This is a genomic window from Pseudomonas sp. 31 R 17, assembly GCF_900004915.1.
In the GTDB taxonomy this organism is placed as follows: domain Bacteria; phylum Pseudomonadota; class Gammaproteobacteria; order Pseudomonadales; family Pseudomonadaceae; genus Aquipseudomonas; species Aquipseudomonas orientalis_A.
On record NZ_CVTN01000065.1, the window covers coordinates 679,730 to 705,833 of the forward strand.

The window sequence follows — 26,104 nt, forward strand, 5'->3', positions numbered from 1 at the left end:
TCGCGAGCTGGTGCAGTTGGCGGTTTCGCTGAACCAAGTAATGGCGCGTTTCAGGTGCAGTCAGCAGCGCTAAGGCTTTGCCTCCAGGCCCTGGCGAATCTTCTCGAGCAGTTCATCGATATGAAACGGCTTGGTTATCAGGTCCATGCGCTCACCCAGGAAGTTTTGCCGATTGGCTGCATTCTCGGCGTAGCCGGTCATGAACAGGATCGGCAAATCGTTGCGCAGGCCACGGGCGAAGTCAGCCAGTTCGCGGCCGGTCATGTAGGGCAGGCCGACATCGGTGAGCAGCAGATTGATTGTCAGGTCAGTCTTCAAGCGGGCAAGCGCTTCGTCACCGTCGGCGGCCAGGCTGCAGCGGTAACCGGCGTCTGCCAGTACTTCGGCGACAAAGCTGCGCACTGAAGGCATGTCTTCGACGATGAGTATGTGTTCACCGTTGCTCTTGCCCGGTTTTGCCAACGTCCTGGTGGTCACCGAGGCAGGACCTTCTGCGGCCGGAAGCATGATCGTCACTTCAGTGCCCTGGCGGGTGACGCTGCGGATCTGCGCATCGCCGCCGGACTGGCGGGCGAAACCGTAGATGGTCGACAGGCCCAGGCCGGTGCCCTGGCCCACTGGCTTGGTGGTGAAGAAGGGATCGAACACCTTGTCGATGACGCTGTGCTCGATGCCCACGCCGTTATCGCGTACCGACAGCGCAATGTAGGGACCGTCTTCCAGCTTGAGGTTGCCGTTGGAGTAGGCAGGGTAGGTGGTCACCCAGATGTTGCCGCCTTTGGGCAGCGCATCGCGGGCGTTGATTACCAGGTTCAGCACTGCACTTTCCAGCTGGATCGGGTCGACCATCGCCACGGCAGCGTTGTTGGTCAGCTCCAGTTTCAAGGTGATGTGTTCGCCGATGGTGCGCACCAGCAACTCTTCCAGGGAGCGGATATGCGCGTTGATATCGATGGGCCGCGTGTCCAACGGCTGCTGGCGGGCGAAGGCGAGCAGGCGGTTGGTCAGGCCGGCGGCGCTCAGGGCTGAACTGAGTGCGGCGTCGGCATAGCCCAGGACCTTATCGGTGCGCTGGCTTTCGATACGCTTCTTGATCAACTCCAGGCTGGTGATGATACCGGTGAGCAGGTTGTTGAAATCGTGGGCGATGCCGCCGGTGAGTTTGCCCAGGGCGTCCATTTTCTGGGCCTGGAGCAGTTGCGCCTCGGTGCGTGCCAGACGGGTCGCCGCGTTGGCGAGTTCGGCCTGTTGATGACGCTCGCGATGGCGGTATTCAGTCACGTCCTCGACAAATACCAGGCTCAGCTCGGCACGGTCATAGGGCGAGATCTGCCATTCGGTTTCGCGCAGTTGGCCGTCGACTTTCATCTGCAACGTGCCTTTCCAGCGTTCGCCGGCCGCGAGGCGCAGGCACAGCTCCTGGATCACTGCATACTGGTCGCCGGCGAAGCATTCAAGCAGGGCATCGGGGTTGAGGTTGTCGTGAATCAACTGGGCGAACGCGTGGTTGCACTCGTGAACCTTCAGTTGCGCATCCAGCACCGCAATCGGCGCGCTGATATTAAAGAAGATTTCTCGAAAGCGTGCCTCGCTTTGCCTTAACGCGTATTCGGTGTCGCGCACGCGCAAAAGGGTGCGCAGCGTCGCCAGCAGGACCTCGGGGTCGATCGGGTGGATCAGGTAGGCGTCGGCCCCGGCGTCCAGGCCGGTGATGATGTCGCCGGTCTCGATGGACGCCGCCGACACGTGCACCACCGGCAGCAAGGCGGTGTTCGGGTCGGTACGCAAACGGCGCACGATGTCGAAGCCACTCATGTCCGGCAGGTTGACGTCGAGAATCAGCGCATCGATTTTTCCCGTGGCGATCAGGTCCAGCCCCTCCTGGCCCGTGCCGGCTTCAAGCACCAGGTAGTGATGGCGCTCGAGACGTCGGCGCAGGGCGTAGCGCGTGGCGGCATTGTCGTCGACGATCAGCAGCTGGATGTCACGTTTCATCGACGTTCTCGCTGGCAATGGAGAGAGGGATAACTACAAAGAACAGCGAGCCTACGCCGGGCGTGCTTTCAACACCGACCCTGCCGCCCAGCAACTGGGCAAAACGCTTGCACAGTGACAGGCCCAGGCCGGTGCCGCGCAGGCGTTTCTGCAGCGGAGAGTCGATCTGGGAAAAGTCTTCGAACAGGTTGTTGTGCAACTCGGCGGGTATGCCCAGGCCGGTGTCCTGCACCGCAAAACGGATCTCGTGTTCGCTCTCCATGCGCGCCGAGACCCGCACTTCGCCCTGCAGGGTGAATTTCAGGGCGTTGGAAATGAAATTGCGCAGTATTTGCGCAAGTTTTTTGTCATCGGTATAGAGCTTGGGCAGGCCGGAAGGCTTCTCGAAGATCAGGTCGACCGATGATGCGTCCACGATGGGGCGAAACATTCCGCGCAGCGCCGAGAACATGTCGAACATATCGAACCAGGCGGGAGAAATAGTGATGCGCCCGGCCTCGATCTTGGCCAGGTCAAGCAAGTCGTCGACCATCTCGCGCAATTCGCGCGCCGAGCTGGCGATAAACCCGACCTGGGTGTGTTGCTCCGGGCTCAACGGGCCGTCCAGTTCGTCGGCAAGCAGGCTGGTGATACTCAGGATCGAGCCCAGGGGCGTGCGGAACTCATGGCTCATGTACGACAGGAAACGGCTCTTGAGGTCTGACGCCTCTCGCAGTTGGTCGGCTTGCATGTCCAGTTCGGCATACAGTGCCAGCACGCCCTGGTTGGTTTCGTCCAACTCCGCGCGCAGGGCATCCGCTTCCTGGCGCAGACGTTGGATTTCAGCGGCGAGCGAGGCGGTGGTTTCAGCCATCGATGGCCTCCAGGGCAATCACGAAGACAGTAACGTCGTCCCGGCCGCGGCAGAAGTCACGGTGCAGGATGGCGGCAATCAGGGCGGGGTGGCGATGGACGAGCCCCGGATAGTCCGAAAGATTCCAGCGTGATTGCAGGCCGTCGCTGTACAGGATCAGCAACTGATCGGCCACCTGAGCATAGTCGAAGGGTTGGGCCTTGCGAAACTGCACGCCGATGATACCCGGGTGGGAGGCCAGGCCGCGCGGCTTGCCAGGCCCGATCAGGCTGCCGCCGATATTGCCGATGCCGGTAAACCTGAGCGTCTCGGCCACGGCATCGTACTGGGCCACCGCCATGGCGGCGCCACGGGTGCCGTTCATGCCGATGTGCATATCGCTCATCAATACCGTCGAATCCATGAAGGCATTCTGTGCAAACACCTCCTCTCCCGCTCGGGCTGCCTGCTCGGCGTATTCGCCATGGCCGAGCCCGTCGGCCATCATTACGCTGAACCGCCCAGGCTCGATCGCCAGGTGCCAGGCATCACCGCAATGGGGGTCGTTATGCAGCGAGTGCTGGCTGACGCCATAGCGAATATCGCGGGTCGTTGCGGCACGCGGCATCAGCCTGGCCAGTATCGCTGCGCCACGCTGATCGGCATGGGCATCGAACACCTGCGCCAGGCGCGATATTGCCCCCAGCCCGATTCCCTGGGTGCCCCCGGTGGAAAAACCGTCCACCAGCCCGCTGTCGATATCAAAGCCCTGCCCACGGTCGATGGCGATCATTTCGACGCCGCCGTTGCCGGTGGCGCGCAGGTGCAACTCACCGTGCGTGGCATGTTTGAGGATATTGCTGGCAAGCTCGGTGGCGACCAGCGCTACGCGCCCCGCATCGGTCTCATCGAAGCCCAGCGACTCGGATAAGTGCTGGGCCGTGCGCCGGGCGTGGCCGATCTGGCTGGTATCTTCAATCAACAGCACGTGCGTGAGCGCGCTGGGAATATTCAGGCCCATCGGGTGATCGTCACGCGGGTACCCTTGCCAGGCTCGGTGTCCAGTTCGAACTCGTCCACCAGGCGCTTGGCTCCGGTGAGCCCAAGGCCCAGGCCGCCGCCGGAGGTCCAGCCGTCGGTCATCGCCAGCTTGAGGTCGGGAATGCCCGGCCCTTCGTCGCGAAACGTGAGGCGTACGCCGGGGCGGTGGTCTTTCTCGAGCACTGCCCAGTCCATGTAGCCACCACCGCCATAGACCACGGTGTTACGCGCCAACTCGCTGACCGCCGTGACCAGTTTGGTCAGGTCGATCAAGCGCATGCCGCAGTCCTGGGCCAGTCTGCGTACCAATTGTCGAGCCAGCACAACGTCCTGTTCTATCAGCACAGGGTGTGTGCCGCTGCTGGCTTGGTTCATGAGTGTTCTACCCGGTCGCGCAACAGCTTCATGCCGCGCTCGACGTTGAGTGCGGTCGCGACGCCGGGCAGGGTCATGCCTAACTCCACCAGGGTAATGGCGACCGCAGGCTGCATGCCGACCAGTACGGTTTGTGCATCCATGATCCGGGACAACCCGGAGATGGTGCCGATCATGCGGCCGATGAAGGAGTCGACCATGTCCAGCGCCGAGATATCGATAAGCACGCCGCGCGCCGAGGTGCGGCTGATACGCTCGGACAGGTCGTCCTGCAAGGTCAGCGCGAGTTGGTCGTGCATGTCCACCTGGATGGTCACGAGCAAAAACTCGCCCATCTGCAAAATAGGGATGCGTTCCATGCTTAAACAGCCTTGGTGATATTGACACCCAGGCGTTTGAGCGCCAGGGCCAATGCATCGGCGAGGTTGGCTTTGGTCACCACACCCTGAAGGTCCAGGCCCAGGTGCACGATGGTCTGGGCGATCTGCGGACGCACGCCGCTGATAATGCAATCGGCACCCATCAAGCGGATGGCGGTAACGGTTTTCAACAGATGCTGGGCCACCAGGGTATCCACGGTTGGCACGCCGGTGATGTCGATAATGGCGATCTCCGCGCCGGTGTCGACGATCCGCTGCAGCAGCGATTCCATTACGACCTGGGTGCGTTGCGAATCCAGGGTGCCGATCATCGGCAGGGCGAGTACGCCATCCCACAGCTTGACCACCGGAGTGGAGAGTTCCAGCAGTTCTTCCTGCTGGCGCTTGATCACCGACTCACGGGATTTCTGGAAGGTGCGGATGGTGTGCATGCCCAGTGCATCGAGCAGCTCGGACATTTCCCAGAGTTGTTCGCCCAGTTGCGCCGGTTGTTCGGCGTACTCGCGTTGCAGCAACGCAAACAGGGGGCCCTTGAGGGCGAAAATGAAGCTGGCGGTCTGTTGCGAGTCCTGCCCGGCCAGGGCACGGCTGTGGGACAGCTTCTCCAGGAATACTCGCGTTTGCGCCCAGTTTTCGTGGTTGGTATTTTGCGAGCCGCCCTGGTGCAAGGCGGCGCTCAGCAGTTCGAGGAATTCGCGGGTCTGCTGTTTGACATCGTCACCCTTTACGTTACGCGTGGCACCCGAAGCCTCAAGGCTGGTGTTCCATTCGTCAAGGAGAGCGTTACGGTTTTCATGCAGCGCCTGGATTGTGTTCGTTTGCAGAGTTGCCACGGGTAACCTCCTTGAGTGCCTTGAATAAGCTGCACGCAATTTATACTAAACCGCAGGATTTAGAAGTATTTCGAGTGCTTTCGTATCGAAGTTGCGCAGGTTTCGCCTATTCCGAACGCATTGGACCCGTGGACATCAACCCTGCCGAAGCTAAAGCAACCCTGCATAGCGTTGCCCTCCATAAAACACGCCGAGGATCGACACTGTTTTGTTCGCGGTGTTTACCGTAAAGGCAATGACGGTGCTGTGTCGCAAACCTATCACTTTTGGGCAGACGACGAGTCGCCGGCAGGCAGCAAGTATTGACCCGTTTCGGCAATTGCGTGGCGGCAGGCAGTCGATAACCTGCTGATATGTATAACGTCATATGTGTAACTGGAATATGTCCGCAGACCCGCCACGGTCCGCATGGCGTCCTGCCCGCTCCCATACGATAATGCCCGCCACATCGTCCATCCTGGCTTGCCTTCCGTGATCATCAACTTCGACCTCAATGACCTCCAAGCCTTCCGCGCCGTGGTAGACAAGGGCAGTTTCCGGGGGGCCGCCGAGGCCATCCGAATCTCGCAACCCGCGCTCAGCCGGCGCATCGAAAAGCTCGAGTCGGCCCTGGATGTAAAGCTGTTCGAACGCACCACGCGGCGGGTCAGCCTGACCATGGTTGGCCGTGCATTCCTGCCTCAGGTCGAACGCATGCTCGACGACCTGGACATCGCCTTGATGGGTATCAGTAACGTCGCGTCCACGCGTATGGGCAATGTCACCATCGCCTGTGTGCCGTCCACCGCGTATTACTTCATGCCCCACGTCATCTCCGAATTCCACAAGCTGTATCCGAAGATTCGCCTGCGGGTGCTGGATGCCAGTGCCGGTGAAGTGTGCAATGCGGTGGAAAGTGGCGAGGCGGATTTTGGCGTGAGTTTCAGCGGCAGCCTGGCCGATGAAGTGGAGTTCGAGCTGTTGCTGCAGGAGCGCTATGTGCTGGCCTGTCGTCGTGATCATCCGTTGGCCGCGCGTGAAAGCGTGACCTGGACCGAAGCCTACGAGCATGACTACATCACCGTGGACAAAACCTCGGGCAACCGCTTCCTGCTGGACCAGGCCCTGCGCGGTGTGCGGGTGAAAAAGCCGAGTATCTGCGAGACCCACCACGTGACCACGATGATCGGGCTGGTGGAGGCGGGGCTGGGCGTGGCGATGGTGCCGTCGATTGCGATGCCGGCGTGTGAGCACCCGATTCTGGTGAGTGTGCCGCTGGTGGAACCGCAGGTGATGCGCAATGTGGGCTTGATCAAGCGCCGCGGGCGGACATTGCCGCCGGCGGCACTGGAGTTGGAGCGGTTGGTGCGGGAGATGCCGTTTCGGTCAGCGTGACACCGAGTCCAGTCCGGTGGATCGCACCACCGGTTGTGCCTCGGGCGATGCCATGAACTGCAGCAATGCCTTGGCCTCTTCCGGGTGTTCGGCGTTGACCGGGATGCCCGCCGCAAAACGCGTGACGGACTGCACGTCTTCCGGGATCTTGCCGACAAACGTCACGCCCTTGACCGGCAACAATTCCGCCACCTGCTGCAAGCCGACTTCGTAGTCACCCTTGGCCACCTGTTCGCCCACCGGTACGCGTTCGATCATGGTGCCCTTGGCCGGCATGCCGAGCTTCTTGAACAGTTCCTTCTCGACATACACGCCGCTGGCGCTGTCCGAATAGGCAACGGATTTGGCCTTGCTCAGCACGGCCTTGAGCTCGGCGTCAGTATTGATCGCAGGTTTTGCCGCGCCTTCCTTCACCACCAACCCGATCCGTGAGTCGGCCAGTTCCACGCGGGACGCAGGGTCGACCTTGCCTTGTTTGATCAGCTCATCCAGGGCGTAGCCGACCATGATCACGACATCAGCGTGTTCGCCACGGGCCAGGCGGTTGGGAATCGCTTCCGGCGCCTTGCCCATGGACGGTCCCAGGACCGTGTCCAGGGTGTCACCGCTTTGCTTGGCGTATTGCGGGCCGAGCAGTTTATAGGCGGCCGTGAAGCCGCCGGAGGTCATCACTTTGAGTTCTTCAGCCTGGGCTGACAGCGCCAGAGCGGCGAGGACCAGGGCTGTGAGGGTGTTGAACAGCGGCTTCATTGCGCAGCCCCCTGCATGACCTGGCCACGGGTGTTGGCGCGGCGATACAGCGCCAGGGTGGAACACAGGGCGCACAGTGCAGCGAACATCATCCAGTAGGCGGGCGAAGCCTTGTCTGCGGTGATGTGGATGAACCAGGTCGAGATGGCGGGAGTGAAGCCGCCGAAGACGGCGGTTGCCAGGCTGTAGGCCAGGGAGAAACCTGCCACGCGCACTTCCACCGGCATGATTTCAGTCAGCGCCGGGATCATTGCGCCGTTGTACATACCGTAGAGGAAGGAGAACCACAGCAGGGTTTCCAGCATGTGTGCAAAGCTTGGTGCGTTGACCACGTAGGACAGCGCTGGATAAGCCGTCAGAACGGTCAGCACAGTCATGGCGAGCAGTACCGGCTTGCGGCCAAAACGGTCGCTCAGAGTGCCGCCGATCGGTAGCCAGAAAAAGTTCGACACCGCCACCAGCAACGTCACCAGCAGCGCGTCGGAGGTGCTCAATTGCAGCACGGTCTTGCCGAAGGTCGGCGCGTATACGGTAATCAGGTAGAACGCGGTGGTGGTCATGGCCACCATCAGCATGCCGCCAATCACCACGGTCCAGTTTTTCACCAGGGTGGCCATCACTTCACGCATGGTCGGGCGGTGCTTGCGCTTGGCGAACTCTTCGGTTTCCTGCAGGTTACGCCGCAGCACGAAGATAAACGGAATGATCACGCAACCGACGGCGAACGGAATGCGCCAGCCCCAGTCTGCAACCACCGCCGGCTCCATCCACACGTTCAAGCCATAGCCCAGCGCGGCGGCAACCACGATGGAGATCTGCTGGCTGCCCGACTGCCAGCTGGTGTAGAAACCCTTGCGGCCCGGTGTGGCCATCTCGGAAAGGTACACCGACACACCACCCAGCTCCGCACCGGCCGAAAAGCCTTGCAGCAGACGACCCAGCAGCACCAGCAACGGTGCCCACAGGCCAATGGTGTGATAACCCGGCACCAGCACGATCAACAATGTGCCGCTGGCCATGATCGACAGCGTCACGATCAAGCCTTTGCGGCGGCCCACGTCATCGATATAGGCACCCAGAATGATCGCCCCCAGGGGCCGCATCAGGAAACCTGCGCCGAACACGGCAAAGGTCATCATTAATGATGCGAATTCATTCGCGGCAGGGAAGAAGGCGGCAGCGATGTAGGTGGCATAGAACCCGAACAGGAAAAAATCGAACTGTTCGAGGAAGTTGCCCGAAGTAACGCGCAGTACGGCGCCTACTTTCGAAGGGGCAGCCGCAGGCCGGGAAGGGCTAGTCATGGTTTTGTGTCTCCAGCGTTCTTTTTAAAGTGCTTGTTTCGCTTAAGACTAGGGATAGTGGCTGACACATTTAGAAATGATAAGTGACAAATTTGGATAGATTGATGCGCGTGGGCTATCAATTCAACCGATCGTCTGGAGGGTTGGTCCTGTTCTGCGATACGACCCCCATAGAAACCGATGCATCGACCGACATAGACGCCGCCCCGTTGCCTTTCTAAACTGCGGCTTGTCGTGGGGAAGGGGCAGGCGCCGATGAATCGCAATGAATTACGCAAGGCCGATATCAACCTGATGGTGGTCTTCGAAGCGCTGATGCTCGAGCGCAACGTGACGCGGGTGGCGGAGAAGCTGTTTCTCGGCCAGCCGACCATCAGTTCGGCCCTGAACCGTCTGCGTACGTTGTTCAATGACCCCTTGTTCATTCGCGTCGGCCACCGCATGGAGCCCACCGCGCGCGCCGAGCAGATCATTCAGCACTTGTCGCCGGCCCTGGACTCACTGTCGTCGGCCTTGAGCCTGACCCACGATTTTGACCCGTCCATCAGCACCATGACCTTTCGTATCGGCTTGTCCGATGACGTCGAGTTCGGCCTGTTGCCGCCGTTGCTGCGAGCGCTGCGCCATGAAGCGCCGCAGGTGGTGTTCGTGGTGCAGCATGTGGATTACTGGCGCATTCCCGACCTGCTGGCCTCCGGCGATATCACTGTCGGCATCACCCAGACCCGCGGCCTGCCGGCGAATGCCAAGCGCAAGCTGCTGCGGCATATCCGCCCGTGCCTGTTGCGCGCCGATGCGTCCGACACACCGCTGACCCTGGACGAATATTGCGCACGGCCCCATGTGCTGGTGTCCCACACCGCCAACGTCGCCGGGTTTGCCGATGAGTGGCTGGCCGAAATCGGTCGCAAGCGGCACGTGGTGCTGTCGGTGCCGCAATACAGTTCGCTGCCGGCATTGCTTGCCGGCACTGATATGATTGCCAGCCTGCCGGACTACGCGGCCCAGGCCATGGCCGCCGGCGGGAATCTGTTCTGCGAGGCGTTTCCGTTTGAAACGCCGACCCTGGACTTGTCGATGGTCTGGCTCAGCCACGTCGACACCGACCCGGCGGAGCGCTGGATGCGCTCACGGCTGGAGGCGTTCATGAGTGATCGCGGGCTTGCGCTCCCGGGGTAACGCGCAGGAAAGAAGCAGCGGCAAGCTGCAAGCGCCAAGTCAAGGCGACCGCACCGCTTGCCGCTTTTTCAGCTTGCCGCTTTCAGCTTGCCGCTTGCCGCTTCATCCTCACACACCTTGACCACCTGCTCGCGAAACCAGGTATTGGCGCTGTCCTGTTCGCTGGCCTGGTTCCATTGCATGTCCAGGGTGAAGCCCGGCAAACCCTGCGGGGCTTCGCAACACCCGTACGCCGAGGTCGGCGCCAGCAGCTTTTGCACGCGGCGTGGCAGGGTCACGATAAAGTCGGTGCCGCTGATCATCTTCAACGCCGCGCTGTAGCTGTTGGCCCGCGCGATCACCTGGCGTTTGTGCGCCTGGCGCGCCAGCCAGCCGTCGATCATGTTGGTGGCGGAGGTCCACGGCGTGGGAAACACGTGGCGCCGCTCGACGAAGGCTTGCAGGCTGAACGTCGCTTCCCGCGGCGCCGAGCGTTTGTCGAAGACGCACACCAGGTCGTCTTCGAGCAGCATTTGGCGCTTGAAGTCTTTATGGACGCGGTGAAAGTTCGGGCCGAAGCCGATCACCAGGTCCAGGCGGCCTTCGCGCAAGTCGTCGGCGGGAATGTCGGCTTCCAGCTTTTGCACATTGACGATCACCGGCAGGTCGGCGCGGTCGAAGTTTTTCAGCAGGCGCGGCAGGATCAGGTGTTCGAAGTATTCCGGGGCGCACACATTGAAAGTCACGGCCTCGCGGGTCGGGTCGAAGGCCTGGCCTCCGGCGTGGCACAGGTTGATGCTTTCGAGGATTTTCTGGACGTGGCCGTACATCGTGGTGGCCTTGTACGTAGGACGCATGCCCGCTCGCGTGTTGATAAACAACTCGTCTTCGAAACTGGTGCGCAGTTTCTTCAGGCTGTAGCTGACGGTGGACTGACTGACGAACAGCGTTTCAGACACGTCGGTAACGCTGCTCTGGTCGTAGACAGCGATAAACACCATCAAGTCCTGCATATCGAGCTTTCTGAGCAAGTTGCTGTTTAGCATCGGTTTCGTCCGTAAACCCTTTGTACCGAATTCAGTACAAGACTGAGCAAAATGTTAACGGAACGCTCGTACCAATAGAAAGCTCTGTAGGACTCTTCTATGTTTTGGGTGAGACAAATACTGTTTACAACACGACCTCAGCGGATATGTCGCGCGTAATGCGCCGGATTAAAACGCATGACCATCAGCAGCATCACTGCCACTACCGCCGCCAATGACCACCAGGCCCCCTCGAAGCTGCCCAACCGGTCGCGGATCATCCCGGCAATCAGCGGCGACAGGCCCGCGATCAGGTAGCCGATACCCTGCACGAACGCGGTCAGGCCACCGGCGCGGCGCGGGTTATCGAGATGGTCCAGGGACAGGATCAGGCTCATGGGAAACAAGCCGCCGATACCCAGGCCGAGCAGGCACGGCCACAGCAGGCTCAGGTGCCGGGGGCTGAGGATCAGGCCGGCGAAGCCGATCAGGATCAGCACCAGCAATACCGCCACCACGCCGCGCTTGTCCCGGCGGCGATTGGCGATGGCGGGCGTTACCAGGCCGGAGACCACTTCCATGGCGGTGAGCAAACCCAGCAGCAAACCGGCATGCTGCTCACGCAAGCCCTGCTCGACGTAATACGGCGCCAGCCACGCCAGCACGCAGGTGTAGCACGCCGTGCCGAAGCCGAAGAACAGGGCGAGCAACCAGGCCCGGCGATTGCCGAAAAACGATGCCTGCGGGCCGCTGTCGACCTGAGGCAAAGCGGGTAACGCCGAGCGCTGGGCGTACCAGAACACCAGCGCCGGCAGCGCCAGCCCGGCCCACATCGCCAGGCCGATGCGCCAACTGCCGGTGTGTACTTGCACAAACGGCGCAAACGATGCGGCCAGTGCGGCGCCGCCCATGATCGCGGTGACATACAGGCCCATGAACACTGAAACGTTGTCACCGGGGCGCGACTTGATCAGCGCCGGCAGCAACGCCTGGATCAGCGCAATCCCAACGCCTGCCGCCATGGCGCTGACAATCAGCTCGAACGCCGAATCCAGCCACAACCGCGACAGTGTCGCTGCGCCAATCACCAGCAGCGACACCACGATACTGCGGTATTCGCCAAAGCGCCGGGCCAGGCCCATGCCAAAGAACATCGCCAGGCCCATGCTCATCACGGGCAACATGGTCAGCAATGCGGCGCTGCTGAAATTGAGCGGCACATCAGCGCGGATCGACGACAACAAGGGCCCCACGGCCGCCATCGACGGGCGCAGGTTAAGGGCGACCAGCACCACACTGATCATCAGCCACACGGCGGTGGTGGGTTTTGCCTGAACGTTTTGCATGGGCCTGCCTTGGGTGAACAAGGGCGAATCAGGCCACGGGTGGGGGAGGCTGGGCAAATGAGAAAGTCACTGGCCCTATTGAAAAATTGCAGGCGCCGGATATGCCACCGTTCGAATGTAGGAAGGGGGCTTGCCTAAGGCTTTTTGTAGGAGCGAGCTTGCTCGCGAAAAACGTCAACGATAACGCGTACTTTCTGAATGAACGCGGTGCCTGTGAGTTTTTCGCGAGCAAGCTCGCTCCTACAGACGGCGGTGTACGCTCCCACAGTGCAGATCCGGTGTATCAGTAGCCCACCGTGAAGCGCTGACGCGAGTGCTTCGGCGTTTCCACTTCATCGATCATGGCGATGGCGAAGTCGGCGAAACTGATCGAGCTTTGACCGTCGTCGCTCACCAGCAAATGATCCTGGCCCAGGCGGAATTGACCGGTGCGCTCGGTGCCATCGAACAGGGCCGACGGCGACAGGAAGGTCCAATCCAGTTCCTGCTCTTGACGCAGCACGTCGAGAAACGCCGCGCCTGCGCTGGCTTCAGTTTTGTATTCCGCCGGGAAGCCCGGGCTGTCGATCACGCGGCTGCCGTCGGGCAACAGCAACGAACCGGCGCCACCCACCACCAACAGGCGTTTCACTCCGGCTTTTTTCACCGGGCCGAGCACGGCGCTGGCGGGCAAAGTGGCGAAGTGTGCGGCACTGATCACCACGTCGCTGCCGCTCACGGCCTGTTGCAGGGCATCGGCCTCCAAAGCGTCCACTTGTTTGACCGTGACACCTGGGCGTGCGGCCAGTTTGTCGGTATTGCGTGCGATGGCGGTGACGGTATGCCCACGGCGCAGCGCTTCTTCCAGCAGTTGGCTACCGGCACGGCCGGTGGCACCAATGATTGCGATCTTGCTCATGAGGTTCTCCAGTAAAGGTCAGGGTTTAAAACCAGTCACCACTTCATTTCGCCCTTGGCGACTTTGGCGCTCAATTCCAGCGAGCTCTCGTCGGCGAGGTTCGGGTAACGCTTTTTCATGGCCGCGATCAGGGCGGCGGAATCCTTGGCCTGGGCGGTTTCGATGTCGAAGGCCTTGATGTAGTCGGCGGTGAACGTGACCGAAGCGGGCGATGGGGTGCCCAGGTAGTGGCCCGGGATCACGGTGGTCGGCTTCAAGTCTTCAATGCGTTGCAGGGTGGCCAGCCAATCCTTGTGGGACTGTGCAGTCTGGGTATCGGCCATCCAGACGTGGATGTTTTGCGCGACCACCACGCCCCCGACCACGGCCTTGATCGACGGAATCCACACAAAGCTGCGGTCCGGCTGCGGGCCGTCCAGGCCGATGACGTCCAGTTGCTGCCCTTCCAGCGTCAGGCTGTGGCCCTCGAGCACTTGCGGTACGAGGGTCCTGGCCGGTTTGTCGGCGCCCATTTTCGGGCCCCAGAACGCCAGCTTGCCGGCGACGGTGGCGTTGATATGGTCGACCACCGGCTGTGGCGCCAGCACTTTCGCGTCGGGAAAGGCGGCGGTCAGGGTGTCGAGGCCGAAGTAGTAGTCCGGGTCGCCGTGGCTGATGTAGATGGTGGTCAGGTGCTTGCCGCTGGCGCGGATTTTCTGCACCAGTTGCTCGGCCTGGCCCTTGCCGAATTGCGCGTCCACCAGGATCGCGTCCCGGGCGCCGCTGACCAGTACCGAGCTGACCGGGAAGATGGCGGCTTCGCCCGGGTTGTACACGTCAAGTTTCAAGTCTGCCGCCATGGCATGAGCAGTGAAGGCCAGGGCGGCAGTCGCCAGGGTCAAGCGTTTGAACGTCGAGAACATCGGGGCAGCTCCTGCCTTCGGTAAGGGGTGAACAGAGCTTAGTTGCATAAAACACCACAAAAAATGCGATGCTGGAACATAGTTTGTTTCTGAAATCGGGCAAATCATGGATCGTCTTCAAGCAATGCGCGTGTTTGTCACCGTGGTGGACCTGGGCAGCCAATCCGCCGCCGCCGACCACCTGGACCTGTCGCGCCCAGTGGTCTCGCGTTACCTGGCCGAGCTGGAGGATTGGGTCGGCGCACGCCTGCTGCACCGCACCACGCGCAAGCTCAGCCTCACCGCTGCCGGCAGTGAAACCCTGCCGCGTTGCCGGCAATTGCTGGAACTCTGTGGCGATATGCAGGCTGCCGTCAGCGAGCCCGATGATGCCCCGCGTGGGCTGTTGCGCTTGAGTGTCAGCACCTCGTTCGGCCAGGCGCAGTTGGGCGCCGCGATTGCCGAGTACGTCAGACGCTACCCGCTGGTGACAGTCGACCTGCAAATGCTCGACCGCACGGTGAACCTGGTGGACGAGCGCATCGACCTGGCGATCCGCACCAGTAACGACCTGGACCCGAACCTGATCGCCCGGCGTTTGACCGTATGCCGCTCGGTGGTGTGCGCCACGCCAGCCTATTTGCGCGAGCATCCGGCACCGCAGAAAGTCGAAGACCTGGCCCGGCACAACTGCCTGACCCATTCCTACTTTGGCAAGAGCCTGTGGCATTTCGAAGAGCGTGGTGAACATGTGTCGGTGGCGGTGCACGGCAATATCACCGCCAACGAGGCCGGCACGTTATTGCGCATCACTCTGGCCGGCGCCGGGGTGGCGATGCTTCCCAGCTATGAGGCCGGTGAGTTGATTCGCAGCGGCAAACTGGTGCGCCTGCTGCCGGATGCGCAGCCACGGCAGATGAATATCTACGCGGTATACGCCTCGCGCAAACACATGCCCTTGGCGTTGCGCAGCCTGTTGGATTTCCTGGTGCAGCGGTTTCCCGAAGAGCCTGAGTGGGATGTCGGTCTCTGAAGCGGCATAAGCGCGCTGAATGGCCTGCAATCATGGCAACTTGCCCTGAGTGACCTATGCTTTAAACAGCACCTTGTAGATCCGTGCAGAGGTCTGTGCCATGAGCATTAAAACCAGAAAGTACCTGACGATTTTCAGCCTGTGCGCCTTGGCTACTGCGCTGTATGGCACAGCCGCCTACCGCGTCGAGCAGACGCGAATGCAGCCGGCGGCGTTTGCCATCAGTTGCCACCAAAACCAATGTGTCCCGCACACCGGCAGTTTCAGCGCCCTGCGTTGATTCTCAAAGCACTGCAAATCCACTGTGTGAGTGGGCCAACGCCTGTAGGAGCGAGCTTGCTCGCGAAAAACTCACAGGCACCGCGTTCATTCAGGAAGCACGCGTTATCGTTGCCATTTTTCGCGAGCAAGCTCGCTCCTACAGCATCAGGGCTTGCTCCCTCGCACATTCAGCTCTGCTTCAACTGCTCGCGAAAAGCCTTTGGCGAAAATCCCACCCGGCGGCGAAACAGTCGCGAAAAGTTGGTCGGGTCGGAAAACCCCAGCACCTCGGACATTTCATTGATGGTCATGCTGGTGTAGGTCAGTAAGCGCTTGGCTTCCAGCAACTGGCGGTCATGCATGATCTGCAGGGCCGGCTGCCCGCCCAACTCCCGACATGTGCCATTGAGATGGGAGACCGAGATGCCCAGTTTGTGGGCCAGGTCTTCAATCTTGGGGTGCTCGCGGTAATGCTGTTCGACCAGTTGGGTGAAACGTCGGAAATACTCACGGTTACGCGGTGTCCTGGGGTGGCGGCGCTGGATCGCCTGGCGGCTGACCCACACCAGCAGCACGCTGACCAGGGCGTGCATCATCATGTCCCGTGCCGGTTGTTCGCCGGCGTATTCGTCCTGCAAACGCACGAACAGGCTATTGAGGTAGTCGCTGTCCTTGCCCGCGGGGTAACTGCCGAGGGTGTGCAGGCCATCGACCGTGCTGCCCAGTTGCGCTTGTAAATGGCTGACCAGGGGCGCCGACAGGGTCACCACATAACCTTCGACATCTTCGCAAAAGCGAAAACCGTGCACACACAGCGGCGGCAGCACTTGCAGGCTGGCTTCGTCGAGTGTGGTGCGCTGGCCTTCGATTTCCAGGTGTGCCTGGCCTTTATGCACGTAGAGCAGCTGGCACAGGTCCGCGTGCCGGTGGGGCTGGATCTCCCACTGGTATTCCCGGCTGCGCCGGGAAATGGTTTCACAGTGCAACAAATCGGGCGTCGGCCACTGTTGGCTTTCCCCGTAAAGCTTGAAGACCGGAATCGCGGTGTTGGTCATGTTTTCAATCCGATACTCAGGATAGTGGTGCGGTAATCGCCCCGATTGGCAAAAAGCGCAGGCTTTAAAGCAGTTTTCACCTTCTTATGCTGCTCGCTCAGGTGAAAAATGTCAGCTACACGTCCAATGACAACTCTTTCACTCGTTCGGTTCGGGTGAAGCCAGCAGGCCATAAAAATAATGAAAACGCTGAAAACCCAAGTCGCCATTATTGGCGCCGGTCCGTCAGGATTGCTGCTCGGACAATTGCTGCACAACGCTGGCATTCAGACCCTCGTCCTGGAGCGCCAGAGCGCCGACCACGTGCAGGGCCGCATCCGCGCCGGGGTGCTGGAGCCAGGCATGGTCGACCTGCTGCGCGAGGCGGGCGTCAGCCGACGCATGGACACCGAGGGCCTGGTGCATGACGGTTTCGCCCTGGCGCGCGATGGCCGGCTCACCCACATCGACCTCAAGACCCTCACCGGTGGCCAGTCGGTGATGATCTACGGCCAGACTGAAGTCACCCGCGACCTGATGGCGGCCCGTGCGGCTGTCGGCGCCACGACCTTCTATGAAGCCTCGAACGTACAGCCCCATGACCTCAAAAGTGATCAGCCCTGGCTGACCTTCGAGCATCAAGGCCAGGCCTTTCGCCTGGAATGTGATTATGTCGCGGGCTGTGACGGCTTTCACGGTGTGGCCCGTCAGTCGATTCCGCCGGAGGCGTTGCAGGTGTTCGAGCGCGTCTACCCCTTCGGCTGGCTGGGCATGCTTGCCGATACGCCGCCGGTGCACCCGGAACTGGTGTACGCCACGCACCCGCGTGGCTTTGCGCTGTGCAGCATGCGTTCGCTGACCCGCAGCCGTTACTACTTGCAGGTTCCGGCACAGGAGCCGTTGGCCGACTGGTCGGATGAGCGCTTCTGGGCCGAGCTCAAAACCCGTCTGCCGGTCGACCTGGCTGAACAACTGGTCACCGGCCCGTCGATTGAAAAAAGCATCGCGCCGCTGCGCAGTTTCGTGGTGGAGCCGATGCAGTACGGGCGCCTGTTCCTGCTCGGCGATGCTGCGCATATTGTGCCGCCTACCGGGGCCAAGGGCTTGAACCTGGCGGCCAGTGATGTGAGCACATTGTTTCGCATCCTGCTCAAGGTGTATGGCGAGGGGCGTGTGGAATTGCTTGAGCGCTACTCCGCCATCTGCCTGCGGCGGGTGTGGAAGGCCGAACGGTTTTCCTGGTGGATGACGTCGATGCTGCATCAGTTTCCCCAGGCGGATGACTTCACCCGGCGCATTGCCGAGAGTGAGCTGGACTACTTCATGAACTCCGAGGCCGGGCGCACAACCATCGCTGAAAATTACGTCGGGCTTCCTTACGAGGCTATCGAATAGCCTGCTATCGTATTCAGCATTTGCGCAGGCTGCCGTTGCCTGCGTGCCTTGCTCGAAGGTTGTGCCGTGACCCCTCTCAATCAGTCCGCTCCCGCTGTTCCCGCCGTGCGCAGCATTCTTGCCGCGCTGATGCTGGCGATCTTTCTTGGCGCCCTGGACCAGACCATTGTCGCCGTATCGATGCCGGCCATTTCCGCGCAGTTCCATGACGTCAACCTGCTGGCCTGGGTGATCTCCGGCTACATGGTGGCGATGACGGTGGCGGTGCCGATCTACGGCAAGCTCGGTGACCTGTATGGGCGACGCCCCATGATGCTGATCGGCATGGGTGTGTTCACCGTCGCCTCGCTGTTCTGCGGCCTGGCGCAGAACATGGAGCAACTGGTGCTGGCGCGGATTATCCAGGGCATCGGTGCCGGCGGCATGATTTCGGTGAGCCAGGCGATCATCGGCGACATCATCGCGCCCCGTGAACGCGGGCGTTACCAGGGCTACTTCAGCAGCATGTACGCGGTGGCCAGCGTCGCCGGGCCGGTGCTGGGCGGCTACATGACCGAGTTCCTGTCCTGGCGCTGGGTATTTTTGATCAACCTGCCGTTGGGCGCGCTCGCCTGGTATGTGGCCCATCGCACCCTGGTGGGGTTGCCGGTGCCGCAGCGCAAGCCGGTTATCGATTACCTCGGCACCGTGCTGATGATCATCGGCCTGAGCGCCTTGTTGCTCGGCATCACCCAAATCGGCCAGGGTCGTGCGTGGCGTGACGATCAAGTGCTCGGGCTGCTGGTCTGTGCGTTGTTGGCGTTGAGCGTGTTCGTCTGGCATGAACGCCGCGCGCGCGAGCCGTTGTTGCCCATGCACCTGTTCGTCAACCGCAGCGCGGTGTTGTGCTGGTGCACGATTTTCATCACCAGCTTCCAGGCGATTTCCCTGACCGTGCTGATGCCCCTGCGTTACCAGACCGTGACCGGTGCCGGCGCCGACAGCGCGGCCTTGCACCTGCTGCCCCTGGCGATGGGCTTGCCGATGGGCGCTTATTTCGCCGGGCGCATGACCTCAGTGACCGGCCGATATAAACCGATGATCCTCAGTGGCGCCGTGTTGAGCCCGCTGGCGATTCTCGGCATGGCCTTCAGCGCGCCCCAGGCGGTCGGGCTGACATCGCTGTTCATGCTGTTGTGCGGCATCGCGGCGGGCATGCAGTTCCCGACCTCGCTGGTGGGCACGCAGAACTCGGTGGAGCAGCGCGATATTGGTGTGGCGACCAGCACCACCAACCTGTTCCGCTCCCTGGGCGGGGCGGTGGGGGTGGCGTGTATGTCGGCATTGCTGTTGGCGTTTTTGCGCGATGCCAGTTTTGCCCACTTGGCCAGTGGCGCGCTGCTGACCGAGGGCAGCTCCGGTAATGTGCTGCTCGATGGGCTCAATGCTGCGCCGGGTGAGGCACGGGATGCATTGCGGGGGGAGTTGGCGATGACGTTTCGGCATTTGCTGATGGTGAGTGCGGGGGTGTCGGTGTTGGGGTTGGCGGCGGCTATTGCGATGCCTGATCGGGTGTTGCGGGGGCGTTAGCGCGGCGGCCTTGGAGCCGACCGGTATTTTGTGCCGATCGCGATCCAAATGTGGGAGGGGGCTTGCCCCCGATGGCGGTCTGAAAGCCGACCAGGATTCGGATCAGGGCGAGTACATATCCGTTTCTGTGGTAACGGCTGCTAATGGTTCCGCTTTTACAGCGGCTCACTTTTGAAAAGCGCAAAAGTAAGCAAAACGCTCTTGCCCCACCACTCGGCACCTCGCCTGCGTTCGGCCAGCGTGGTTTAACGGGGCGCCTAAGATCAAAAGCAGATCAAGATCAAGAGCGGCTCGCTTCGCATCGTGGTTGCGGTTGGGCGCTGCTGAGTTGTGTAGATACCTATGCTCATCGGGGGCAAGCCCCCTCCCACACAAAGCCAACAGCGTACATATCCGTTACCGCGGCAGGATAGGTACTCGCCAGACGCATCAGGGACTGTAATATCCCACCGCCACCATCAAATGCCCGGCCTTGCGCACATAAGCGTGCTTATTCTCAATCTTCCCGGTCACCGGGTTCTTCCAGCGGTATTTATATTCGCCCTGATCCTGTTCCCCCATCAACGCAAGGATCGGCTCCCCGACAGGCCGGCCATCCGGGTCGTTGACCTTGGCGAAATCGGTATTGATCAAACGCAGGTTGGTGCCGTGCGCCACATAGCGCCGGGTATCCAGGTCAACCACGAACACGTAGAGATCATCCTGCAGGAAACCACCCTGCAATGAGTTGATCGCCTTGAGCGTCCCCGCTTCGTCCTTCACCAGCGCGTTCACCGCCTTGTTGCGCAGCGCCCGCGCCTGCTCCGGCGTGGCCCGTGGCAGGTAATAGCCGACCGCCAGGATGCGCTCGCCCACCCGCTGGTAAAACACGTGCTTGTGTTCGACCTTGCCGTCATTCCAGTTCTGCCAGCGATAATCGGCCTGCTGGATACCCTGGCCTTCGGGTGCGCTGATGGCGTGTTTGAACGAGGCTTGCAGGTCAGGCCCGAGGACTTCGGACACGTCGCGACCGATCAAGGCCGAGGAGGGGCCGCCGCTGGCCAGCAGCACGCCTTTGGTGTCGACCACGAAGACGTAGCGGTCCTGGTCGATGAATTCGCCCTGGCGGCTGAAAGCGGCCAACGCCTTGTCGCCATTGTTCTGGTAGTAAACCAGGGCCTTGTCCAGCAACGCCTTGGCCGCTTGAGCGTCGGCGTCATTGGCCGTGTCGGCGTGCACCTGGCTGCCGCACAACAGCAGCAGCCAGGCGAGTCGTAGCAGTGCGTTCATCTACCCGTCCCTCGGTCTTGTTGGAATGACAAGAGCGTAGACGGTTCGGCGAACGATCAGAAGGGTTTGGTTGGCAGATATTTACCGTCCAGGGTGATCACCGCGCGCGAACCTCCGTCCGGGTCTTCGACTTTCTTGATGTCGAGCTTGAAGTTGATCGCGCTGATGATGCCGTCGCCAAACTGCTCATGCACCAGGGCCTTGAGGGTGGAGCCGTAGACCTGCAGCATTTCGTAGAACCGGTACATCGTCGGATCGGTCGGCACGCCGCCGGGGAAGCTGCCGCGCAGGGGCACGCTTTGCAGCAGGCGGCTGGCGTCCTCGTCCAGGCCGAGTTTCGCGCACACCACGTTGGCGGCGTCCCTGGGCAGCGGATGCTGGCCGAGCAGGGCGGCGGTGACGAAGGCCAGGCTCAGGCCGGTGCCGTCGGCGAGGTCCTGCCAGGACAGGTCCTTGCGCGCCTTGAGGTCGATGACGGTGTCGGCCAGGGCCAGGCGAGGGGTTTGGGAAAAGTTCGATTGCAGCATGATGAAGTCCTCTTGGGTTGAATAGGTTCAGGCGGCGTGAGCGCGGGTGGTCGGGTGTTCGAGCAGGGACACGAAGCGTGCGCTGCGTCCGTCCAGTGCGTCGATGCCACCGGTTTCGATGTCGTATACCCAGCCGTGCAGGTTCAGCCGGCCTTGCTCCAGCGCCAGGGCGACGGATGGGTGAGTCTTGAGGTTAGCCAATTGAGCGACCACGTTTTCACGCACCAGCGCATCCAGGCGCGCCGCGTCCGAGACGTGCTGGCGGGCGGCGTTGATCACCTTGGCCGACTCGGCATGGCGCAACCAGTTGGCTACCGCAGGCAGGTGGTCCAGGCAGGTGCAGGTGGAGATGGCGGTCATTGCGCCGCAGTCGGAGTGGCCGCAGATCACGATGTCGCTTACGCCCAGTACCGCCACCGCATATTCGACCGTGGCCGATACGCCGCCCGGTTCCGGCCCGTAGGACGGCACGATATTGCCGGCGTTGCGGATGACGAACAGGTCGCCGGGTTCCTGCTGGGTCAGCAGTTCCGGGACGACACGGCTGTCGGAGCACGACACGAACAGCGTGCCGGGGTTTTGCGTGGTGGCCAGGTGTTTGAACAGGTCGCTGCGTTGGGCAAAGGCTTCGCGCTGGAATTTGCGAAAGCCGTCGATGAGGTGCTGCATGAGGGGTTCTCCTTGCGTGACTGATGGGGCAAGGATGGAAGTTTTCGTCTATAGCGTCCAAGACCGGCTTATTATAGTTTCTATAAGCCCTGCCTATAGTTGGAGCGTCGTTGATGCTGTTGCGCCATATCCGTTACTTGCTGGCCGTTGCCGAGCATCGCAATTTCACCCGCGCGGCACAGGCACTGCATGTGTCGCAGCCGACCTTGTCGCAACAGATCAAGCAACTTGAAGACACCCTGGGCGCGCCGCTGCTCGATCGTTCCGGGCGCAGCGTCAGCCTGACGGATGCGGGGCAGGCTTATGTACGCTTTGCCCGGCTGGCCTTGCAGGACCTGGAGGCCGGCACCCGTGCGATGCATGACGTACAGGACTTGAGCCGCGGGCATCTGCGCCTGGCGATGACGCCGACCTTTACCGCTTACCTGATCGGCCCGTTGCTGGCGCGGTTCCATGGGCTGTACCCAGGCATCACCTTGAGCGTCGAAGAGTTGACCCAGGACCGCATCGAAGCCGCGCTGGGCGAGGATTTGCTGGATATCGGCATCGGCTTTGCCGGCGAGCACGGGCCGGATATCGAGTGTGAGGCATTGTTTGCCGAGGCCTTGAGCCTGGTGGTGCGGGCGGATTCGCCCGCGGTGAATCGGTCGGCAGGGTTCGAGCAGCCGCTGGTCCTGCTCGATGCGGGGTTTGCCACGCGCCGTTATATCGATGACTACTGCCGCCGGCAGGGCGTGACACCGCGCATCGTCATGGAGGCCAACTCCATCGGCGCGATCATTGAAATCGTGCGTAACACTTCACTGGCGACCATCCTGCCCCGCGCACTGGCCCTGGCCCAGGCCGGGTTGCACGCCGTGGCCATCGAGCCGCCGTTGCCGCACCGCACCGTAGGGCTGCTCAGCCGCAGGGGCGCCTATCGCAGCGCCGCGTGCGCGGCTTTTGTCGAGTTGATCAAGGCGCCGCCAGCCACTGACTGACAATGCCGTCATACACGCCGGTCGCCACGCTCAAGTGCAACCATTGGTCGACGTAGCTTTTCCAGGCCACATCGTCGCGCGGCAGCAGGAAGGCTTTCTGGCTGTATTGCATCTGCCGATCGGGGTTGACCGCGCACAGTCCCGGTTTTTGTTTTTGCTGGTAACGCGCTTCGCTGGCGTCGGTGATCATCACGTCGGCCTTGCCCGCCAGCAGTTCGTCAAAAATGCTCACGTTGTCGTGCAGGCGTATCTGCGCCTTGCCCAGCCGGGCGCGGGCAAACGCTTCATTGGTGCCGCCCGCCGGTTCGATCACGCGCACCTGGGGCTGGTTGATTTGCTCGACGCTCTGGTAGCGCTGCACGTCGGCGCAACGTACCAGGGGGATTTTGCCGTCGACACCGAGCGGCTGGCTGAAGAAGGCTTTTTTCTGGCGCTCCAGTGACACCGAAATCCCGCCGACGGCGATGTCGCACCGTTGCGCCAGAAAGTCCGGCATCAGGGTTTTCCAGGTGGTCGGCACCCAGGTGACCGTCGCGTTGAGGCTCTTGGCCAGGGACTCGGCCATGGCGATATCAATGCCCTGGTAGCGGCCATCGGCACGCAACGAGGTGTAGGGCATGTAGTCGCCGGTGGTGCACACCGTCAGCGTGCCACGCTCGATGACCTCGTCCAGGCGTGACGGGCTGGTATCGGCCAGGGCGGTGGTGGCCACGCTCGCCAGTACACACAGGGCTAGAGGAGCTTTCATGCGGTCGAGTCCTTGGGGCAGGTCGGGCGCACATTATTTCCAGCGCGGGGCAGGGTGGCAAGGTGCGGGATTGACGGCGTTGCGGCTTTCGACCTTTTTTTCACGTTGCAGTGGTTAAGCTGCCGATCAAGGTCGTTTTACTTCCGTTTTGTCCACCATGAGCCCGCGATGTCGCCACAACCTCCATCCTCCATCGAGACCGAATTCACCGAGCGCTATGACCGTGAGCATGCCAGGGTCTGTGGTGATACCGATCCGCCCGGGCTGTTGCAGCGTCTGGCCGCGTGGCGCGATGCACGGTTGGTGCGCCATGCGTTGAAGGTCGCCGGGGAGCCCGGGTTGATCCTCGACCTGGCCTGCGGCTCCGGGCGGTTCTGGCCGGTGCTGGCTGAGCACGTCAATCGGGTGATCCTGGCGTCGGACCCTTCCCAGGACATGCTCGACCACGCCCGCACCCATCACTCGGCGGCGTTGCTCAAACGCGTCAAGACATTCCCGGGCTCAGCGTTTTCCATTGGTCTGTCGGCGAATGCGGTGGATTGCATCTTCTGCCTGGAGTTGTTTCGCCATGCGCCCGATACCGAGGTGCGCCTGGCCTTGCTGCGGGAATTCCACCGAGTCAGCCGCGATACGGTGATTGTCTCCGTGGACGCGCGTATCCCGGTTGAGGAGGAGTTTCGCCAGGCCGGCTTCAAAGTCTTGAATCAGCGGGAGTTCCTGCCCGGCTCCAAACTCTGGTGTGTCTACGTCCTGCGTAAGAGGGGATAGCTTCAGAGGTGATAGCTTCCGCCTGTCGGATTATTCTTCCTCTTCTGTCTGAGTTTTCGCGGTTGCCTGTGCACTGCGGATGCTCGCAAGTCCCTTTCGCGATATATACTGCGCGCCATTCTTCAAGGGAGAGCCGTGTGGCCATCGATATTCACTGGATCTGCGACAACGATAGCCTCGGCCAGCATTGCGCCCAATGGCAGCAGTTGCCATTCGTCGCCCTCGACACCGAATTCATGCGGGTCGACACCTTCTACCCCATTGCCGGGCTGATCCAGATCGGTGATGGCGTGCGCGCGTATCTGATCGATCCCCTGACCATCGACAACTGGCAACCCTTGGCCGCCTTGCTGGAAAACCCGGGCGTGATCAAGGTGGTACATGCCTGCAGCGAAGACCTGGAAGTGCTGTTGCGCCTGACCGGCAGCCTGCCGGCGCCGTTGTTCGACACCCAGTTGGCTGCGGCTTACCTGAACCTCGGGTTCTCCATGGGGTACTCGCGGCTGGTGCAGGCGGTGCTCGATATCGACCTGCCCAAGGGCGAGACGCGCTCGGACTGGCTGCAGCGGCCCTTGTCCGAAACCCAGGTGAGCTATGCCGCCGAAGACGCCGTGCACCTGGCCGAAGTCTACATCCGCCTGCGTCCGCGATTGAGCGATGACAAATACGCCTGGGTACTGGAAGACGGCGCCGAACTGGTGGCCAACCTGCGCCGCGAAGTCGACCCGTACGAGGTGTACCGCGACGCCAAGCTGGCGTGGAAACTGTCCCGCGCCCAGCTCGCCGTATTGCGTGAACTGTGCGCCTGGCGCGAGCAGCAAGCCCGCGCCCGTGACCTGCCGCGCAATCGCATCGTGCGTGAGCACTCGTTATGGCCCCTGGCCAAATCCCAGCCGGATAACCTCGCCGCCCTGGGCAAGATCGAAGACATGCACCCGCGCACCGTGCGTCAGGACGGCCAGTTCCTGCTCGACCTGATCAAACGTGCGGGCAGCGTGCCCATGGACCAATGGCCGCCTGCCGTGCCTGAACCGCTGCCGGTCGACGCCGCCGCGCTGATCAAGCAACTGCGCGCCCTGGGCCAGGCGTTCGCCGAGCGCCTGGACATGGCGCCGGAACTGATGCTGCGCAAGAAAACCCTCGAAGCCCTGGTTAAAAGTGGCTATCCCGATGGGCCTTACCAATTACCCGATTCGCTGCGTGGCTGGCGTCGCGAATTGATGGGCCAGGCGCTGCTCGACAGCCTGGCCAATGCCGGAGAACAGCCTTGAAACGTATTTGCTCGATTTATCGCAGCCTGAAAAAAGACGGCATGTACCTTTATGTCCTCAAGAGCGACGCCCTGGAGCGGGTGCCGGAGCCATTGATGGTCGCCTTCGGCAAGCCGCATCACGCCTTCGACATGGTGCTGACGCCCGAGCGCAAACTGTCGCGCGAGGACATCGCCGTGGTCCTGGAAAACCTCGACCAGCAGGGCTATCACCTGCAAATGCCGCCCGCCGAGGACGAGTACATCGAGCACCTGCCTGAAGAGCTGCTGCGCCGCAACGACCCGATGTGATCGATCAGCGCCCGTCTCAGGGCGCAGGCTTGAATGGAATTGTATTAGAGGACGGTGGCCGTAAGGATGCGGGCGGCCGTCAGCACTGTTTTTGAAAG

General features: G+C 61.6%; 27 protein-coding genes. 10 read left to right on the forward strand and 17 right to left on the reverse strand.

Annotated elements, in window-relative coordinates; translation table 11 throughout:
* Positions 1 to 69: 69 nt before the first annotated feature.
* From BFP89_RS15320 to BFP89_RS15345, 6 genes are read right to left on the reverse strand one after another with little or no spacing between them, the layout of a single operon-like run.
* Complete coding sequence (locus BFP89_RS15320; protein WP_065886283.1) at positions 70 to 1,995, reverse strand: response regulator; 1,926 nt, start codon at positions 1,993 to 1,995, stop codon at positions 70 to 72.
* Complete coding sequence (locus BFP89_RS15325) at positions 1,985 to 2,848, reverse strand: sensor histidine kinase (protein WP_065886284.1); 864 nt, start codon at positions 2,846 to 2,848, stop codon at positions 1,985 to 1,987. The genes BFP89_RS15320 and BFP89_RS15325 overlap by 11 nt, the downstream gene beginning before the upstream one ends.
* Positions 2,841 to 3,848: an ATP-binding protein gene (locus BFP89_RS15330; protein WP_083208069.1), complete on the reverse strand. Its 1,008-nt coding sequence runs from the start codon at positions 3,846 to 3,848 to the stop codon at positions 2,841 to 2,843. Before BFP89_RS15330 ends, BFP89_RS15325 begins: the two co-directional genes overlap by 8 nt.
* Positions 3,839 to 4,243, reverse strand: coding sequence for an anti-sigma regulatory factor (locus BFP89_RS15335; RefSeq protein WP_065886285.1), 405 nt, complete (start codon positions 4,241 to 4,243; stop codon positions 3,839 to 3,841). The genes BFP89_RS15330 and BFP89_RS15335 overlap by 10 nt, the downstream gene beginning before the upstream one ends.
* A complete protein-coding gene (locus BFP89_RS15340) occupies positions 4,240 to 4,602 on the reverse strand; it encodes an STAS domain-containing protein (RefSeq protein ID WP_017254285.1) in 363 nt (120 codons plus the stop codon). Before BFP89_RS15340 ends, BFP89_RS15335 begins: the two co-directional genes overlap by 4 nt.
* A 2-nt stretch (positions 4,603 to 4,604) precedes the next feature.
* Positions 4,605 to 5,456, reverse strand: coding sequence for an STAS domain-containing protein (locus BFP89_RS15345; RefSeq protein WP_065886286.1), 852 nt, complete (start codon positions 5,454 to 5,456; stop codon positions 4,605 to 4,607).
* A gap of 471 nt (positions 5,457 to 5,927) precedes the next feature.
* Between BFP89_RS15345 and BFP89_RS15350 the strand changes: the two genes are divergently transcribed.
* Positions 5,928 to 6,830: a LysR family transcriptional regulator gene (locus BFP89_RS15350; RefSeq protein WP_065886461.1), complete on the forward strand. Its 903-nt coding sequence runs from the start codon at positions 5,928 to 5,930 to the stop codon at positions 6,828 to 6,830.
* On the opposite strand, the gene BFP89_RS15355 is transcribed toward BFP89_RS15350, so the two are convergent.
* Both BFP89_RS15355 and BFP89_RS15360 read right to left on the reverse strand, forming a co-directional pair.
* A complete protein-coding gene (locus BFP89_RS15355; RefSeq protein ID WP_065886287.1) occupies positions 6,822 to 7,580 on the reverse strand; it encodes a substrate-binding domain-containing protein in 759 nt (252 codons plus the stop codon). The two genes, BFP89_RS15350 and BFP89_RS15355, sit on opposite strands and share 9 nt — an antisense overlap.
* The gene (locus BFP89_RS15360; RefSeq protein WP_065886288.1) at positions 7,577 to 8,884 is read right to left on the reverse strand and encodes an MFS transporter; all 1,308 of its coding nucleotides are present in this window, start codon (positions 8,882 to 8,884) and stop codon (positions 7,577 to 7,579) included. The genes BFP89_RS15355 and BFP89_RS15360 overlap by 4 nt, the downstream gene beginning before the upstream one ends.
* A gap of 255 nt (positions 8,885 to 9,139) precedes the next feature.
* Between BFP89_RS15360 and BFP89_RS15365 the strand changes: the two genes are divergently transcribed.
* Positions 9,140 to 10,063, forward strand: coding sequence for a LysR substrate-binding domain-containing protein (locus BFP89_RS15365; protein ID WP_065886289.1), 924 nt, complete (start codon positions 9,140 to 9,142; stop codon positions 10,061 to 10,063).
* Positions 10,064 to 10,131: 68 nt separating this feature from the next.
* Here BFP89_RS15365 and BFP89_RS15370 read toward each other — a convergent pair whose 3' ends face one another.
* The 4 genes from BFP89_RS15370 to BFP89_RS15385 form a co-directional block, all read right to left on the reverse strand.
* Entirely contained in the window at positions 10,132 to 11,088 is a 957-nt protein-coding gene (locus tag BFP89_RS15370) for a LysR family transcriptional regulator (protein WP_065886290.1), read from the reverse strand.
* Between the two features lie 137 nt (positions 11,089 to 11,225).
* Positions 11,226 to 12,413: a cyanate transporter gene (locus BFP89_RS15375; RefSeq protein WP_065886291.1), complete on the reverse strand. Its 1,188-nt coding sequence runs from the start codon at positions 12,411 to 12,413 to the stop codon at positions 11,226 to 11,228.
* A 283-nt stretch (positions 12,414 to 12,696) separates the two neighbouring features.
* Positions 12,697 to 13,311, reverse strand: coding sequence for an NAD(P)-dependent oxidoreductase (locus tag BFP89_RS15380; protein WP_065886292.1), 615 nt, complete (start codon positions 13,309 to 13,311; stop codon positions 12,697 to 12,699).
* Between the two features lie 35 nt (positions 13,312 to 13,346).
* Positions 13,347 to 14,213, reverse strand: coding sequence for an MBL fold metallo-hydrolase (locus tag BFP89_RS15385; protein ID WP_065886293.1), 867 nt, complete (start codon positions 14,211 to 14,213; stop codon positions 13,347 to 13,349).
* A gap of 106 nt (positions 14,214 to 14,319) precedes the next feature.
* Here BFP89_RS15385 and BFP89_RS15390 point away from each other — a divergent pair, with 106 nt between their 5' ends.
* The gene (locus tag BFP89_RS15390; protein WP_065886294.1) at positions 14,320 to 15,225 is read left to right on the forward strand and encodes a LysR family transcriptional regulator; all 906 of its coding nucleotides are present in this window, start codon (positions 14,320 to 14,322) and stop codon (positions 15,223 to 15,225) included.
* A gap of 100 nt (positions 15,226 to 15,325) precedes the next feature.
* On the forward strand, positions 15,326 to 15,505 hold the full coding sequence (locus BFP89_RS15395; protein ID WP_057723028.1) for a hypothetical protein: 180 nt from the start codon (positions 15,326 to 15,328) through the stop codon (positions 15,503 to 15,505).
* A gap of 169 nt (positions 15,506 to 15,674) precedes the next feature.
* Here the strand turns inward: BFP89_RS15395 and BFP89_RS15400 are convergent, their stop codons facing one another.
* On the reverse strand, positions 15,675 to 16,541 hold the full coding sequence (locus BFP89_RS15400; RefSeq protein WP_065886295.1) for a helix-turn-helix domain-containing protein: 867 nt from the start codon (positions 16,539 to 16,541) through the stop codon (positions 15,675 to 15,677).
* 180 nt (positions 16,542 to 16,721) lie between these two features.
* On the opposite strand from BFP89_RS15400, the gene pobA reads away from it, so the two are divergent.
* A complete protein-coding gene (gene pobA, locus BFP89_RS15405) occupies positions 16,722 to 17,915 on the forward strand; it encodes a 4-hydroxybenzoate 3-monooxygenase (RefSeq protein WP_065886296.1) in 1,194 nt (397 codons plus the stop codon).
* A gap of 66 nt (positions 17,916 to 17,981) precedes the next feature.
* On the forward strand, positions 17,982 to 19,484 hold the full coding sequence (locus tag BFP89_RS15410; protein ID WP_065886297.1) for an MDR family MFS transporter: 1,503 nt from the start codon (positions 17,982 to 17,984) through the stop codon (positions 19,482 to 19,484).
* A gap of 429 nt (positions 19,485 to 19,913) precedes the next feature.
* Here BFP89_RS15410 and BFP89_RS15415 read toward each other — a convergent pair whose 3' ends face one another.
* Genes BFP89_RS15415 through BFP89_RS15425 form a run of 3 tightly spaced genes read right to left on the reverse strand, consistent with a single transcriptional unit; the run spans position 19,914 to position 21,949 of the window.
* Positions 19,914 to 20,753, reverse strand: a complete 840-nt coding sequence (locus BFP89_RS15415; protein ID WP_065886298.1) for a cache domain-containing protein — start codon at positions 20,751 to 20,753, stop codon at positions 19,914 to 19,916.
* A 56-nt stretch (positions 20,754 to 20,809) separates the two neighbouring features.
* A complete protein-coding gene (cynS, locus tag BFP89_RS15420) occupies positions 20,810 to 21,280 on the reverse strand; it encodes a cyanase (protein WP_065886299.1) in 471 nt (156 codons plus the stop codon).
* 27 nt (positions 21,281 to 21,307) lie between these two features.
* Positions 21,308 to 21,949: a carbonic anhydrase gene (locus tag BFP89_RS15425; RefSeq protein ID WP_065886300.1), complete on the reverse strand. Its 642-nt coding sequence runs from the start codon at positions 21,947 to 21,949 to the stop codon at positions 21,308 to 21,310.
* A gap of 113 nt (positions 21,950 to 22,062) precedes the next feature.
* Here BFP89_RS15425 and cynR point away from each other — a divergent pair, with 113 nt between their 5' ends.
* Positions 22,063 to 22,929: a transcriptional regulator CynR gene (gene cynR / locus BFP89_RS15430; RefSeq protein ID WP_065886301.1), complete on the forward strand. Its 867-nt coding sequence runs from the start codon at positions 22,063 to 22,065 to the stop codon at positions 22,927 to 22,929.
* Here the strand turns inward: cynR and BFP89_RS15435 are convergent.
* Positions 22,904 to 23,677, reverse strand: a complete 774-nt coding sequence (locus tag BFP89_RS15435) for a transporter substrate-binding domain-containing protein (protein ID WP_065886302.1) — start codon at positions 23,675 to 23,677, stop codon at positions 22,904 to 22,906. The genes cynR and BFP89_RS15435 overlap by 26 nt on opposite strands.
* Positions 23,678 to 23,845: 168 nt before the next feature.
* On the opposite strand from BFP89_RS15435, the gene BFP89_RS15440 reads away from it, so the two are divergent.
* The 3 genes from BFP89_RS15440 (at position 23,846) to BFP89_RS15450 (ending at position 26,006) form a co-directional block, all read left to right on the forward strand.
* Positions 23,846 to 24,445 (forward strand): class I SAM-dependent methyltransferase, encoded by a 600-nt coding sequence (locus BFP89_RS15440; RefSeq protein WP_065886303.1) that lies wholly within the window; start codon positions 23,846 to 23,848, stop codon positions 24,443 to 24,445.
* A 137-nt stretch (positions 24,446 to 24,582) separates the two neighbouring features.
* Positions 24,583 to 25,716: a ribonuclease D gene (gene rnd, locus BFP89_RS15445; RefSeq protein ID WP_065886304.1), complete on the forward strand. Its 1,134-nt coding sequence runs from the start codon at positions 24,583 to 24,585 to the stop codon at positions 25,714 to 25,716.
* On the forward strand, positions 25,713 to 26,006 hold the full coding sequence (locus BFP89_RS15450) for a YcgL domain-containing protein (RefSeq protein WP_065886305.1): 294 nt from the start codon (positions 25,713 to 25,715) through the stop codon (positions 26,004 to 26,006). Before rnd ends, BFP89_RS15450 begins: the two co-directional genes overlap by 4 nt.
* Positions 26,007 to 26,104 lie beyond the last annotated feature (98 nt).

What these genes read in the sequence shown, in the direction of transcription:
- BFP89_RS15325 (WP_065886284.1), bottom strand. Translation starts at nt 2,848, where the DNA reads ATGGCTGAAACCACCGCCTCGCTCGCCGCTGAAATCCAACGTCTGCGC.
- BFP89_RS15360 (WP_065886288.1), bottom strand. Translation starts at nt 8,884, where the DNA reads ATGACTAGCCCTTCCCGGCCTGCGGCTGCCCCTTCGAAAGTAGGCGCC.
- pobA (WP_065886296.1), top strand. Translation starts at nt 16,722, where the DNA reads ATGAAAACGCTGAAAACCCAAGTCGCCATTATTGGCGCCGGTCCGTCA.
- BFP89_RS15340 (WP_017254285.1), bottom strand. Translation starts at nt 4,602, where the DNA reads ATGGAACGCATCCCTATTTTGCAGATGGGCGAGTTTTTGCTCGTGACC.
- BFP89_RS15395 (WP_057723028.1), top strand. Translation starts at nt 15,326, where the DNA reads ATGAGCATTAAAACCAGAAAGTACCTGACGATTTTCAGCCTGTGCGCC.
- cynS (WP_065886299.1), bottom strand. Translation starts at nt 21,280, where the DNA reads ATGCTGCAATCGAACTTTTCCCAAACCCCTCGCCTGGCCCTGGCCGAC.
- BFP89_RS15390 (WP_065886294.1), top strand. Translation starts at nt 14,320, where the DNA reads ATGGATCGTCTTCAAGCAATGCGCGTGTTTGTCACCGTGGTGGACCTG.
- BFP89_RS15320 (WP_065886283.1), bottom strand. Translation starts at nt 1,995, where the DNA reads ATGAAACGTGACATCCAGCTGCTGATCGTCGACGACAATGCCGCCACG.
- BFP89_RS15435 (WP_065886302.1), bottom strand. Translation starts at nt 23,677, where the DNA reads ATGAAAGCTCCTCTAGCCCTGTGTGTACTGGCGAGCGTGGCCACCACC.
- BFP89_RS15385 (WP_065886293.1), bottom strand. Translation starts at nt 14,213, where the DNA reads ATGTTCTCGACGTTCAAACGCTTGACCCTGGCGACTGCCGCCCTGGCC.
- BFP89_RS15335 (WP_065886285.1), bottom strand. Translation starts at nt 4,243, where the DNA reads ATGAACCAAGCCAGCAGCGGCACACACCCTGTGCTGATAGAACAGGAC.
- BFP89_RS15365 (WP_065886289.1), top strand. Translation starts at nt 9,140, where the DNA reads ATGAATCGCAATGAATTACGCAAGGCCGATATCAACCTGATGGTGGTC.
- BFP89_RS15355 (WP_065886287.1), bottom strand. Translation starts at nt 7,580, where the DNA reads ATGAAGCCGCTGTTCAACACCCTCACAGCCCTGGTCCTCGCCGCTCTG.
- BFP89_RS15415 (WP_065886298.1), bottom strand. Translation starts at nt 20,753, where the DNA reads ATGAACGCACTGCTACGACTCGCCTGGCTGCTGCTGTTGTGCGGCAGC.
- BFP89_RS15330 (WP_083208069.1), bottom strand. Translation starts at nt 3,848, where the DNA reads ATGGGCCTGAATATTCCCAGCGCGCTCACGCACGTGCTGTTGATTGAA.
- BFP89_RS15400 (WP_065886295.1), bottom strand. Translation starts at nt 16,541, where the DNA reads ATGACCAACACCGCGATTCCGGTCTTCAAGCTTTACGGGGAAAGCCAA.
- BFP89_RS15380 (WP_065886292.1), bottom strand. Translation starts at nt 13,311, where the DNA reads ATGAGCAAGATCGCAATCATTGGTGCCACCGGCCGTGCCGGTAGCCAA.
- BFP89_RS15375 (WP_065886291.1), bottom strand. Translation starts at nt 12,413, where the DNA reads ATGCAAAACGTTCAGGCAAAACCCACCACCGCCGTGTGGCTGATGATC.
- cynR (WP_065886301.1), top strand. Translation starts at nt 22,063, where the DNA reads ATGCTGTTGCGCCATATCCGTTACTTGCTGGCCGTTGCCGAGCATCGC.
- BFP89_RS15370 (WP_065886290.1), bottom strand. Translation starts at nt 11,088, where the DNA reads ATGCTAAACAGCAACTTGCTCAGAAAGCTCGATATGCAGGACTTGATG.
- BFP89_RS15425 (WP_065886300.1), bottom strand. Translation starts at nt 21,949, where the DNA reads ATGCAGCACCTCATCGACGGCTTTCGCAAATTCCAGCGCGAAGCCTTT.
- BFP89_RS15440 (WP_065886303.1), top strand. Translation starts at nt 23,846, where the DNA reads ATGTCGCCACAACCTCCATCCTCCATCGAGACCGAATTCACCGAGCGC.